This is a genomic window from Nocardia blacklockiae (assembly GCF_015477355.1).
GTDB lineage: Bacteria > Actinomycetota > Actinomycetes > Mycobacteriales > Mycobacteriaceae > Nocardia > Nocardia blacklockiae.
On the sequence record NZ_JADLRJ010000006.1, the window covers coordinates 408,311 to 419,713 of the forward strand.

At 70.0% G+C, this 11,403-nt stretch carries 14 protein-coding genes; 6 read left to right on the top strand and 8 right to left on the bottom strand.

Annotated elements, in window-relative coordinates; genetic code table 11:
• The first annotated feature begins 43 nt into the window (after positions 1-43).
• Positions 44-1,189, top strand: coding sequence for an acyl-CoA dehydrogenase family protein (locus IU476_RS21325; RefSeq protein ID WP_195102621.1), 1,146 nt, complete (start codon positions 44-46; stop codon positions 1,187-1,189).
• 187 nt (positions 1,190-1,376) lie between these two features.
• On the top strand, positions 1,377-1,838 hold the full coding sequence (locus IU476_RS21330) for a GNAT family N-acetyltransferase (protein WP_195102622.1): 462 nt from the start codon (positions 1,377-1,379) through the stop codon (positions 1,836-1,838).
• 12 nt (positions 1,839-1,850) lie between these two features.
• Here the strand turns inward: IU476_RS21330 and IU476_RS21335 are convergent, their stop codons facing one another.
• From IU476_RS21335 to IU476_RS21350, 4 genes are read right to left on the bottom strand one after another with little or no spacing between them, the layout of a single operon-like run.
• Positions 1,851-2,813, bottom strand: coding sequence for an SCO2521 family protein (locus tag IU476_RS21335; protein WP_195102623.1), 963 nt, complete (start codon positions 2,811-2,813; stop codon positions 1,851-1,853).
• Between the two features lies 1 nt (position 2,814).
• Positions 2,815-3,816, bottom strand: a complete 1,002-nt coding sequence (locus tag IU476_RS21340) for an SCO2522 family protein (protein ID WP_195102625.1) — start codon at positions 3,814-3,816, stop codon at positions 2,815-2,817.
• On the bottom strand, positions 3,817-4,734 hold the full coding sequence (locus tag IU476_RS21345) for an SCO2523 family variant P-loop protein (protein ID WP_195102628.1): 918 nt from the start codon (positions 4,732-4,734) through the stop codon (positions 3,817-3,819). It lies immediately after the preceding gene.
• A gap of 9 nt (positions 4,735-4,743) precedes the next feature.
• The gene (locus IU476_RS21350; protein ID WP_195102630.1) at positions 4,744-6,594 is read right to left on the bottom strand and encodes an SCO2524 family protein; all 1,851 of its coding nucleotides are present in this window, start codon (positions 6,592-6,594) and stop codon (positions 4,744-4,746) included.
• 245 nt (positions 6,595-6,839) lie between these two features.
• Between IU476_RS21350 and IU476_RS21355 the strand changes: the two genes are divergently transcribed.
• Positions 6,840-7,196, top strand: coding sequence for a nitroreductase/quinone reductase family protein (locus IU476_RS21355; protein ID WP_324194169.1), 357 nt, complete (start codon positions 6,840-6,842; stop codon positions 7,194-7,196).
• Between the two features lie 218 nt (positions 7,197-7,414).
• On the opposite strand, the gene IU476_RS21360 is transcribed toward IU476_RS21355, so the two are convergent.
• From IU476_RS21360 to IU476_RS21370, 3 genes are all read right to left on the bottom strand, one after another.
• On the bottom strand, positions 7,415-7,801 hold the full coding sequence (locus tag IU476_RS21360) for a hypothetical protein (RefSeq protein ID WP_195102634.1): 387 nt from the start codon (positions 7,799-7,801) through the stop codon (positions 7,415-7,417).
• A 70-nt stretch (positions 7,802-7,871) separates the two neighbouring features.
• Positions 7,872-8,690 (bottom strand): SAM-dependent methyltransferase, encoded by an 819-nt coding sequence (locus tag IU476_RS21365; protein ID WP_228823985.1) that lies wholly within the window; start codon positions 8,688-8,690, stop codon positions 7,872-7,874.
• 38 nt (positions 8,691-8,728) lie between these two features.
• On the bottom strand, positions 8,729-9,628 hold the full coding sequence (locus IU476_RS21370; RefSeq protein ID WP_195102639.1) for a helix-turn-helix domain-containing protein: 900 nt from the start codon (positions 9,626-9,628) through the stop codon (positions 8,729-8,731).
• 168 nt (positions 9,629-9,796) lie between these two features.
• Here IU476_RS21370 and IU476_RS21375 point away from each other — a divergent pair, with 168 nt between their 5' ends.
• From IU476_RS21375 to IU476_RS21385, 3 genes are all read left to right on the top strand, one after another.
• A complete protein-coding gene (locus IU476_RS21375; RefSeq protein ID WP_195102640.1) occupies positions 9,797-9,982 on the top strand; it encodes a hypothetical protein in 186 nt (61 codons plus the stop codon).
• Positions 9,983-9,992: 10 nt separating this feature from the next.
• The gene (locus IU476_RS21380) at positions 9,993-10,346 is read left to right on the top strand and encodes a hypothetical protein (RefSeq protein WP_195102642.1); all 354 of its coding nucleotides are present in this window, start codon (positions 9,993-9,995) and stop codon (positions 10,344-10,346) included.
• Positions 10,347-10,482: 136 nt separating this feature from the next.
• Positions 10,483-10,863 carry an RsbRD N-terminal domain-containing protein gene (locus tag IU476_RS21385; protein WP_195102644.1) on the top strand — a complete coding sequence of 127 codons (381 nt, stop codon included), beginning with the start codon at positions 10,483-10,485 and terminating at the stop codon, positions 10,861-10,863.
• A 7-nt stretch (positions 10,864-10,870) separates the two neighbouring features.
• Here the strand turns inward: IU476_RS21385 and IU476_RS21390 are convergent.
• Positions 10,871-11,403, bottom strand: a 533-nt coding sequence (locus tag IU476_RS21390; protein WP_195102646.1) for a PucR family transcriptional regulator, incomplete at its 5' end; no start/stop codon positions are given.

The window sequence follows — 11,403 nt, forward strand, 5'->3', positions numbered from 1 at the left end:
GGGGCAGAGGCGATGACGCCGATGTGGCATTAGGAGGTTGGCGGTGGAGCGCACCCTTTTCGAACCCGAGCACGATCTGTTCCGGGAGTCCTACCGAAAGTTTCTCGACCAGCATGTGGCCCCGAACCACGCGAAGTGGGAAGAGCAGGGCGTGGTCGACCGCGAGGTCTGGCTGGAGGCCGGCAAGCAGGGATTCCTCGGTATGGCCGTGCCCGAGGAGTACGGCGGCGGGGGAGTGAAGGACTTCCGCTACAACGCCATCATCACCGAGGAGACCACCCGCGGGCAGTACTCGGGGCTGGGCTTCACCCTGCACAACGACGTGATCGCGCCGTACCTGCTGGAGCTGGCGAACGAGGAGCAGCGGCAGCGGTGGCTGCCGGGCTTCTGTTCCGGTGAGATCATCACCGCGATCGCGATGACCGAGCCGGGCACCGGGTCGGATCTGCAGGGCATCAAGACCCGCGCGGTGCGCGACGGCGACGACTGGATCCTCAACGGCGCCAAGACCTTCATCACCAACGGCATCAACTCCGACATCGTGATCGTGGTCGCCCAGACAGATCCGGAGAAGGGGGCGATGGGCTTCTCGCTGCTGGTGGTCGAGCGCGGCATGCCCGGCTTCGAACGCGGCCGCAACCTCGACAAGATCGGCCTCAAGGCCCAGGACACCGCCGAGCTGAGCTTCACCGACGTCCGGGTGCCCGGCAAGAACCTGCTCGGCACCGAGGGCCAGGGCTTCATCCACCTGATGCAGAACCTGCCGCAGGAGCGCCTGTCCATCGCCGTGATGGCCGCCGCCGCCATGGAGGGCGTGCTCGACCTCACCTGCCAGTACGTGCGTGACCGCAAGGCCTTCGGCAAACCCATCGGCGCGCAACAGAATACGCGTTTCGTGCTGGCGGAGCTGGCCACCAAGACCACCGCGGTCCGGGTGTTCGTCGACCGCTGCATCGAACTGCTCAACCAGGAGAAGCTGACCGTCGAGGAGGCCGCCATGTCCAAGTGGTGGAGCACCGAGGAACAGCTCGACCTGATCAGCAAGTGCCTGCAGCTGCACGGGGGCTACGGCTACATGCGCGAGTACCCGATTGCCAAGGCGTACATGGACGCTCGCGTCCAGACCATCTACGGCGGCACCACCGAGATCATGAAGGAGATCATCGGCCGCAGCCTGAAGCTGGCCTGACGAGGTGAACTCCGGTGCGCGGCAGAGCTTGTCGCGCACCGCGCCAGCCCGCTCACCGGACCGGTCGGTATTCGAGGATCCGGCGGAACACGTTGCATGATGGAATGACTCCGAGCACGGACGCGAGTGACGAAGGGGCCTTACCGGGTCGGATTCGGGCGGCCGATGCGCAGGTACTGGGGAGCACATGACTATCGCGACGGCACCGCAGCCGGACTACCGGTCTGCCCTCTTCACCGATCTCGAGCAGGTAGCCGCCATCGAGGCCGAGGTCTTCGCCGAGCCGTACCGGTACCTGATGTTGCGCCAGTTGTTCGAACTGCACGGATCGGACTGGCTGGTGGCCGAACTGGCGGGTGCGGTGATCGGATACGCGCTGACACTGGGGAATTCGCGCCGGGCCCTGCTGTTCACGTTCGCGGTGGCGCACGGGTATCAGCGGTCGGGGTACGGGCGCACGCTGCTCGACCGGACGCTGCGGCGCTGCCGGGAGCGGGGTGCCGAGGTCGCGTACTTGACTGTGCGCCCGGACAACCAATCGGCCAGCAATCTGTTCAAGCAGGCCGGTTTCGAGTTCGTGGCACACGACGACCGCTACTTCGGCCCGGGCGAACCGCGCGACGTGTTCGAATACCGCCTGGGCGGCTGACCGCCGCGGGCGTCACCAGTCGGGATCGAAAGCCCTGTGCCGCAAGGCTTCCAGCGTCGCCACCGCGACACCGTCGCGCACCCGGTCGAGCAGCGTGCGCCATTGCCGGGAGAAGCCGGGATCGGTCTGCAGCTCCTTCCAGAGCGCGCGGACCGCCCGGGGCGTGTGGGCGCCCGGCATCCACAGGCCCGCGAGGTGCTCGAGCGCGGGTGCGAGGATGTCCGTGCGTTCCCGTCTCGTGGTGAACCGGTCGGCCTCGGCCAGGATGCCGGCGAGCACCGTCAGTAGCCAGTCGTGGGCGGCCAGGTCCTCGCAGAACCGTTGGGCCGCTTCGAGTTCGGCGGCGTGCCGCAGGACGAGCAGCGCCGAGCGGGTGCTGTCGTCGTGCAGGCGCAACGCCACGGCCGGACCGGCGCCGCCGCTGACGCGGGCGGCCCAGCGCAGCCGGGTGGCGCCCGCCCGCATCGGCGGGTCGTGGTCCAGGCGCGCGTCCGAGCGGATCCGCGCCAGCGGTCGTTCGGCGATCGAGGCCAGGTCGAGGATGGTCGCGCCGCCCTCTCCAGCGAGGAACCCCTCGGCGAAAGCTGTTGGGGCCGTGGCCCGCTCGGGCAGGCGGCCGATCACCTCCAGGACACCTTTGCGGCCGAGATAGTGCGACCACGGCTGCCGGCGTCGCTCGGCGGCCCGCACGACCCGGGCGTGCGCCGACGACTGCGCTATCCGCCCGCCCGCCAGCAGGATGCCGGTCGCCACGGTGCCGACCACACGCGCGGTGCGCGGACCGAGTGCCAGCTCGCAGTCCACGCCCACCAGGGTCGCGGGCGACACGGCGAGGGTCCCGGGCCGCTCCCGCCACCGCACCGCCCGCCCGGGCACCAGCGTGAGCAGATCGACGGCCTCGGCGCGGGTGAGCGCGGCGGCCGACGGCAGCAGGCAGGTGCGGACCTCGCCCAGCACCACGAGGGGTTCGGTCACGTCACGACCCGCCGAGAAACGAATGCGCGAGGCGTTCGGCGGGCTCGCGCGATACCGGTACGCCCTCCGCCGCCCCGCGGGCGACGATCTGTTCGAGCACGTCGTCGTCGAGGTCGAGGTGGTCCAGCACCAGCAGGACCGCGTGCTCGATGGGGAGGAAGCTCTCCGGCAGCATCGACAGCGTCCGGTAGGCGGCGAACGGCGCGGCGCGCGGCTCGAGCTGTAGCACCGGCGGGACGTCCTGCCAGCGGTTCGGCCACGGGTCCGCCTGCCAGGCATGGGGTTCCACGACCGGTGCGCCGTGATAGCGCAGCAGCCCCAGCCGCAGCAGGTGCCAGACCGCCGCCAGGAACGCGGGCGACCATCTCGTCACCGTGTCGCCACCGTCGTGGGTCCTGCTCCACAGCTGCACGTCGAGGAAGATCGAGTGCTCGCGCCGGCCGAACTCCTCGGGCGGCACGTACGGCCGGCCGCCCATGGCCTGCGACGGCTCCTGGTCGGAAGCCCTGCGGCCGTTGCACAACCAACCCGATTCCGCGGTGGGCTTGCGGCCGCCCGTCTCGGGCGGTGCGGGCTCGGCGACGATGCGGGCGGCCACCATCTCCGCCACCGGAATCGGCTCGCCCGCGGGCGCTCCGTCGACGAAGCGGCGGGTCTCCCGGCAGCCGGACGCCCGCGCCAGATAGTCGATCGACAGTCCGGTGTCCGCGGCCGCCGTCAGCAGCGCGGTGAGCGTTTTCGCGACGTCGGCGTCCGGCCCGGAACAGTCGTCGATCAAGTAGCACGTACTGATTCGGGTGCGGGGCCCGAACCGCACCCGCACCGATTCGGCGAACGCCGACACCATCGGGACGGTGCGGCGGAAATCGGCCCGCAGCGTCGTGCCGTCGCCGCCGAGGTCGTGGGCGAAGCAGCGGCCCACCTCGATCGACAAGTGCGACAGCGGAATCGACGCCACCCGCGGCTCCTCGGCCGACTCGCTGTATCCCGGCGGTTCGCGCATCTAGAGCCTTTCCCACGTGGCGATGTCGACCAGCCGCCGCGCCAGCTCGAGATAGGCCTGCGCGGTCTCGACATTGGCGATGTGCGCGTTGACATCACTGTCGAGGACCAGTTGCTCACGCCAGGCGAGCACCGGCTCCATCGGGGTGGCGCCGAGCACCGAGGTCGGCCCGAGCCGGTGCGCGTTGGCGAGGCGGCGCAGCGCGGCGTCCTGTTCCTGCAGCCAGGCGAACTGGGCGGCGCGCCGCGCCGACGGGTAGGAGTCCGGCGCGTGCACCGCGGTACGCACGTACCGGGTGAAGCCGAGCAGTTCGGCGGGGTCGTGTCCCCATTCCGCGCCGGTCGCCAGCAGCCCGTGCCGGCCGTGCACCAGACCGGCCGCGGCGAGGATGTGCTGGCGGGTCCACCGGTGGAAGACCAGCCAGCGGGTGGCGGCGCGGTGGCGCAGCTGCGGCAATGCCGTTGCCTGCAGGGCGGTGTCGAGGGCGGCCGAGCGCCCGGCGCTAAGATCCACCAGCACGACGTGGAATTCCTGCTCCAGGCTCAGCAGCAGCCGCGCGCACCGGTCGACCACCGCGCGGTCCCGGACGAGGAATTCGCCGCCGCCCGCGTCGCCGGGCAGCAGCACCAACCGGCCGGAGCGAGAACCGCTGCGGCGCAACGCGGTACGGTCACTGGCGGCCGTGACGTCGACCCGGGCGGCGGTGCCGCTCTCGCCGAGCAGATAGGAGTGCACGCCGCCGCTGGGCACGCCGCTCTCCATCGCCCCGATCTCGAACAGCGCGCCCGCGGTGGGCGAACCGAGGTCGAAGTCGACATAGGCGACGTCGCGGCCCGAAAGGCTCAGGCGGTAGGCGATATTGCAACTGGTCACCGTCCGGCCGGTGCCGCCCTTGTCCGACGTGGAGAACACCAGCACCGGGCCGCCTCACCGCGTCGCGTCCTGGCGCGCGTACGCCAGTTCGTCGAGCTGGATCAGCGCCATGGTGGCCAGGCTGTAGGCCGTGCCGGGACGGTCGCGCAGCACCCGGCGGGCCCGGTCCAGCGACCCGCGGATCCGGTTGACCGACACCTGGGCCGGGGACAGGTCGTTGCCCTCGACCTCGAGTTCCTCCTGATTGAGCAGGTGCTCGGCCTCGTTCAGCAGATCCACCGCGCGCGCGACCATGGTCGGCGGGGACAGCGGGGGCTCGCGGAAGGTCCGGTAGGCGATGACCAGGCATTCCATCATTCGCTCGGTGACGAACCAGGACGGGCTGTCGGGGACGGTGTCCGCGACGCCGAGCAGGCGGCCGGTGTCGTCCCACAGACCCGCGGCGGGGCCGTCGCGCAGGCTGCGCCGCTCCAGGTTGTCCATGGCCGCCTCGGCCAGCACCATCAGCCGGTCGCGGGTGTCGATGTCGGTGCGCAGGTGCGCGGCCTGCAGACAGCGTTTCAGCATCATCGTGGCGAAATCCGGTACGTGCCAGAACAATCGGGGACCGTCGCCGATCTCCTCGCTGCCGGCCAACCGGAGCCGCACGCCGGGGTAGTGCAGGGTCGCGGCGGCGTCGCCGGCGGTGAGGCGGCTGGTGAGGCGGCCGCGCCGGGCGAGTTGGTCGAACACGCCCACGGCGCGGGCGAGATCCTCGGTGCTGTCGCGGTAGATCAGGTCCTGGACGAGCATCGAGGTGACCGCGAGGCTGGAGTAGTCCGATTCCTCGCCGTCGGTGGTGCGCCAGGGGATGTCCTCCAGCGGCCAGCGGCCGCTGTCGAACCGGGCCACCGCGGACCAGTAGTTGCGGGTGAGTTCGAAGCGCAGTTGCAAAGCGTCGCCGAGTTTGCGCTGCTCGTCGGTCAGCAGGTCGAGCTCCCGGATGCGCTGCGACGACAGGTCGATGATGCCGTCCAGCGCCACCCCGGTGAAATAGAGGTACGGCCGGGGCTCCGCGCGACCCGGCGTCGTGCCGATGCGGCCGGGCACGAAGGTCACCGCCTCGGCGCCGCGCACGATGCCCCAGCTCCATCCGCATTCGAACAGCCGGGCGTCGTCGGCGACATCGATGTCGGTGGTCCGGCCGAGGCGGACCTCGTTGGCGGCCTGCACCCGCAGCCGCTCCAGCCGCGCCGACAGGCGCTGGATGACCTCGGCGTCGGAGGCGTGATTCTGGTTGAGCATCGACAGGATGGTCGCGCCCGCTACCGATTTCGGCTCCGGCGTGTGAATGACGAAGCTGCGCACCAGACCGGCCATGGCGCTGGTGAGCCGCTCGCCCACCCGGTCGATCACCGGCGGGATCCGCTCGCGCAGCTGCCGGGCCTCCAGCCGGACCTCCGCGTCGATGGCGCGCTGATAGCCGCGCAGGAACCGCAGCGCCGCGATGCACAGGCTCACCGACATCGAATAGGAGTCGACCACTTCGAGTTCGCGCTGGGCCTCGGTGGGCGGCGTGCCGTCCTCGCCGTGCAGGTAACCGCCCGCGGCGAAGACCGGCCGGCCGTCCGGGCCGGTGTAGCGGGCGAGGTAGTCCTCGAGCAGGCCGACCAGCACCCCGCCGATGCGGGCCTCCTCGCCGAACGGCGCGAGGGCGGCCTGCACGTCGGCGGCCATCTCGTCGGGCTGGTCCAGGGCGAAGGCCGCGATCTCCGTGGCCGGATACAGCAGGCACAGCAACTGCTCGGCGTCGCTGATGGAATTGGCGCCGTCCCGACCGCCCCAGACCCACTTCTCGTCCCGGTAGGAACACGCGAGCACGGCCCGCCACAGGTCCAGTAGTTGTTGCCGCGGGCGGATCCGCATATGCCCTGCCCCTCGCCCCGCATCCGGCCACGGCTGCCGGATGTCCCCTTAAAGTGTGCTCCGGCGCTGCCCGCCCGTCCAGGGAACGATCGAATCCGTGCCGAGACCGCCTGTGCGGCAGCCGCTTCCGGTCGGAAGCGGACCCGCGGCGTGTCGTCCCGGTCGGCGCGCCGCCGATCCCGTGCCGGGCGCGGCTAGGCTGGACGGCGTCGGAGATGTTCGGGGTGATCGGCCGGGAGGAAGCTGTGGATTCGAAATCGGTGCTGGGGACGATGGTGCGGGGCCTCAACGCGGGGGTGGTGGCGCTGACCGAGGCGCCCGTGGTCGGCCCGCTGCTCGGCAAGAGCTTCGTGACCATCACCTATGTGGGCCGCAAATCGGGGAAGACGTTCAGCACGCCGGTGAACTACCGGCGGGTGGGGGACGAGTACGTCATCGGAGTCGCCATGCCGGACAAGAAGAGCTGGTGGCGCAACTTCCTCGGCGCGGGCGGCCCGATCACGCTGCATCTCGGCGGTGTCGACCGGCGCGGGCACGCGGTGAGCACCCGCGACGAGCGCGGCCGGGTCACCGTGCGGGTGCGGCTGGACGAAGTGAGCTGATCGAGCCCTTGTGACAGCGCCCCAAGCCCGGGCCCGGAGGTTCGTGAGTTGTCCGTCCGGGGGTGCGCCGGGCGTCATGTGGGCTTAATGTCGTTGGTGCGCAAGATTGTTGCTTCTACGGTCGCAGGGGGACCGGGCACAGTGCCCGCGCGGGGCGGGCACCGGCCGTGGATACGCGAGATCCCTGATACGAGCGTGGATACGTCTTCGGTCGCGCCTCAGGCGTGGTCGAATTCGTGGTTGCGCACCCCGTGGTGGAAGGCGTCGAGTTCGTTCTGGTCGAAGACGAGCTCGACGCCGTCCACCGGCTGCGGGGTGGCGGCGCGGAACACGTAGTGGCCGTCGGCGCGGTGGGTGACCGCGAGCGGCGAGCCGGTGCCGGTGCCGCGCACGGCGGCCTGGAGGGCGTCGAACTGTTCATCGGTGAACAGCAGGAGTTCGGTTGCCGGCAGAGCGGTGGAGGTGGTGGTCAGGTCGGTGGCGCGCTTGTCGTCCCAGACCGCGGTCCAGCCCTGCTTGCGCGCGACGCGCACGCAGTTCTGGTTGGGCGAGCTGGCGCTCGCCTTCCGGAAGTCGCCCGCGGTGAAGATGGGTAGCGGCGTCATGGGTGGTGCCCTTTCTACAGAGTAAAACTGCAGGCGCGCGAACGCGGTGTCCGAGCGCCTGCGGATATATCTATGGCTTATAGCCAACCGCGGCAAAATTACACGGCCGGGCGGGATCTCGTTGATCCACCGGACGCTGCGGCCGCCAGTCCGGGGCGTACACGATCCCCGGCTCGACGAGTTCGAGGCCGTCGTAGAAGGCGGCGAAGTCGTCGCGGGTGCGCGTGACGGCCGGATCGGAGGTGCTGCGGTACAACTCCACCAGTTCGCCGATGCGCCGGCGCAGTTCCGGGGTGGCGTCGTCGAGCGTGCTGTGGCTCATGGCCACGTAGCTGCCCGACGGAAGTCGTTGGCGCAGTTGCCGCATCAGCTCGTAGGGCCGGTCGCTGTCGGGCACGAACGGCCAGACGCTGACGATGAGCAGCCCCAGCGGCTCGTCGAAGTCGATCAGCCGGCGGGTCTCGGGATGCTCGAAAATGAGGTCGGGACACCGCAGATCGGCCTCGACGACGGCGGTGCGGTCCAGCGCCGCCTGCTGTAGCAGCAGGTCGTGGGCGCGGTCGACCGCCTCCATGTCGTTGTCCACGTACACCACCCGCGTCCGCGGCGCCGCGGCGCGCGCCACCTCGTGGGTGTTGCCGACCGTCGGCAGGCCGGACCCGATGTCGAGGAATTGCCGAATCCCTTGCGCCACCATGAATTCGACGGCGCGCTGCAGGAACTCGCGGTTGTGGTGGGCCCAGGTGTCCGCGTACGGGAAGACCTGGAAGACGCGCTCGCCGAAGATCTTGTCGACGTCGAACACGGCCTCGCCGGAGAGGTAGTAGTGATACATCCGGGCGGCCGACGGCCGGGCGGCGTCGATCTCGCGGGATTCGAACTCGCTCATGGCAACCCCCATTGCGCTTCGTGGTTACGGACGGCTCGTCAGGTGCTGAAGGTCTTGCGGCGGAACGACCGGGCGATGTGCTCGATGAAGGCGCGGGTGTCCTCGGCGCTCAGGGCCGCGGCCGACAGGCGTGACCACACCGTCTCCCGGGCCGATACGGCGGGCTTGTCGTCGATGTAGCGGATGTCGCCCTGGCTCTCCACGATCGCCATGTCCAGGTCGCCGGCCGCGCCGGGGGACGGCACCCGGACCAGGGTGAAGCGGTCCTCCATGCCGGCGCCGTGGGTGGTCACGGTGAACGGCAGCACCTGGATGAGGATGTTGGCGCGCTTGGACAGGGTCAGCAGGTGCTCGAGCTGTTCGAGCAGGACCGCGCGGCCGCCGTATTCGCGCCGCAGGCACGATTCGGACAGGATCGCGCGGAACTGCGGCGCGCGAGGGCCGAGCAGGATCTCCTGGCGGGCCAGGCGCGCCTGCACCGAATCCTCGATGGTGATCTGGTCGGGCTCGGGGTCGGCGGCCTCGCCGGGTTCGTGCAGCGCGCGGATGTAGGACTCGCACTGCACGAGGCCGGGCATGATCTCGGCCTCGGCGACGCGCAGCAGGCTGGCGTGCGCCTCCAGGTCGACCAGCAGGCGGAGATCCTCGATGTAGGCGCGCCGGAATCCGGTGTTCCAGAAACCGCGCTTGTGGTTGTCGCGGCGCAGTTCCTTGAGGGCCTCGAGATAGCCGGGATCGGTGAAGCCCAGCTCGGTGGCCAGCCGCTCCAGATCGCCGACGGTGATCGAGCCGACGCCGTTGGCCAGCATGGCGATTCGGCTCTGACTCGTCTCGATGATCTTGGCGGCCTCGCTCTGGCTGAGCCCCGCCGTATTGATCATGTGCTCGATCTCGCGGCCCAGCAACAATTTTCGCGCCGTGCGTAATCGTGTTCCCATGCCGGTCGGCGTGCCGGCGAACCGAGACGCCTGATCCCCTTCCGCCCCAGCCTCTTTCGCTATCGTGATAATCACGCTAGCATCTATCACGTTCAGAGTATCACAATGCAAGTATGTAGCGAGCGTCGTCGGTAATACTCGACCGCGTCTCGGTGGAGGGGAAGTCGCATGACGACTACCACGCAAAGGCATTCGGCGCCTTGCCATTCCGGCGACGGCCGGTCGTGCCGCGAAGTGGACGGCCAGCTCACCGATGCCCTGGCGCGCCGGATCCTGCACGCCGAGCACACGGTGCGGTGCGGGCAGTGGCTGGCCGCGGTGGCCTACCTCTCGGCGGGTCTGGACGACGACTAGACATGCGTGTGTGCTGGAGTCAGCAGTGACGGCGATCGCCACGGTCGCGCTCGTGCTCGGCGCGGTGATCGCGCTGTCCGCCGCCGCGCTGTGGCAGGACCGGTGGCCGTGGCGGCGCGAGGCGAGCGAGTTCGACGACGCGCGGCCGGCGCCCGTCCCCGGAGGAGACACCATGGACGTGTCGGTATGGCCGATCGGCTGGCCGCACGAGGCCCCGGAGGAGCCGATGTCGGTGAGCGACGCGCACCTGGCGATGCAGCGCCACCGTTCGTGCCATCGCGAGGAGTGCCCGCGCAAGCGCGCCGCCTACCGGACGCTGGTGGCGGCCGGTCGGCTCAAACCCGATTCCGGACGGGTGCAATAGCTTTCCCTTGGGAATTGTCACAATCGCGGCTCGCTGTCGTTCGGAGGTTTGTGTCAAGCCGTCCGGAGCGCTCGTCAACGCCGCCCGTCCCGGTTACTTTCGGTGCGAAAGGACCCGGGCCGGCGGAAGGAGCGCGATGCGAGGCAACGATTCCGGCGGCGCCGACCCGGAAAATAATTGGGGCACAGTCGAAACGGATTCCGCGGCGGTGATTCGCCTCGGTTTCGAATTGGCCCTGGTGCTGCTGGACGCGACGGAATCGGCGGCCGCGCAGGCACTGCACCGGCTCGAGGACGCGGCCGCGGACTGGGCGCGCGACGGTGTGCCGATCGACACCGTGCAGCACGCGATTCATCGCGGGGTGAAGGTGAGCCTGGACCGGATCGATCCCCTCGGCACGCGCGGCTGCGCCGACCCCGTGGCCGACCGGGCGTTCGTGGTCGACATGCTCGACCTGCTGACCTCGACCGTGTCGCGCGCCTACGTCGCCGCCCTGCGGACCCGGCCGAGCTGGTAGCCGGCGCTCAGGCGCCGTAGCTGCGGGCGACCAGCGCGGAGCGCAGGTACCACAGGCCGCTGGCCTGGGTCGGATCGAAACCGGTGAGCTGGCCGATGCGCTTGAGCCGGTAGTCCACGGTGTTGGTGTGGACGTGCAGCAACCGGGCGGTGCGCTGCCGGTTCAGATTGTGGGCGATGTGGGTCTGCAACGTCTGCAACAGCTCGGGGTGGTGATCGAGCGGATCGAGCAGCGAACCGAGGTATTCGCGGCCGGGACCCGGGCGGGTGAGCTGGTATTCCAGGGCCAGGTCGTCGAAGCGGTAGAGACCGGGCTCGGAGTGCAGCCGGGTCACCATGTCCAGCAGTTGGTGCGCCTGGTCGGTCGCGGTCGGGATGGTGGGCGTGGGCGCGGTGACGACCGTCGCGGTGATGGGGACGCGGGCGGCGTGGGAGAGGGTGGTGGTGAGGGTGTCGAGGGGTGGGGTGGTGGTGTGGGTGGGGAGGAGGAGGGTGCCGCCGTCGGTGGAGAGGAGGGCGAGGGTGGTGGTGTTGGTGGTGG

Coding starts and splice junctions, on each gene's coding strand:
- IU476_RS21330 (WP_195102622.1), top strand. CDS start 1,377: ATGACTATCGCGACGGCACCGCAGCCGGACTACCGGTCTGCCCTCTTC.
- IU476_RS21360 (WP_195102634.1), bottom strand. CDS start 7,801: ATGACGCCGCTACCCATCTTCACCGCGGGCGACTTCCGGAAGGCGAGC.
- IU476_RS21370 (WP_195102639.1), bottom strand. CDS start 9,628: ATGGGAACACGATTACGCACGGCGCGAAAATTGTTGCTGGGCCGCGAG.
- IU476_RS21365 (WP_228823985.1), bottom strand. CDS start 8,690: ATGAGCGAGTTCGAATCCCGCGAGATCGACGCCGCCCGGCCGTCGGCC.
- IU476_RS21385 (WP_195102644.1), top strand. CDS start 10,483: ATGCGAGGCAACGATTCCGGCGGCGCCGACCCGGAAAATAATTGGGGC.
- IU476_RS21375 (WP_195102640.1), top strand. CDS start 9,797: ATGACGACTACCACGCAAAGGCATTCGGCGCCTTGCCATTCCGGCGAC.
- IU476_RS21340 (WP_195102625.1), bottom strand. CDS start 3,816: ATGCGCGAACCGCCGGGATACAGCGAGTCGGCCGAGGAGCCGCGGGTG.
- IU476_RS21350 (WP_195102630.1), bottom strand. CDS start 6,594: ATGCGGATCCGCCCGCGGCAACAACTACTGGACCTGTGGCGGGCCGTG.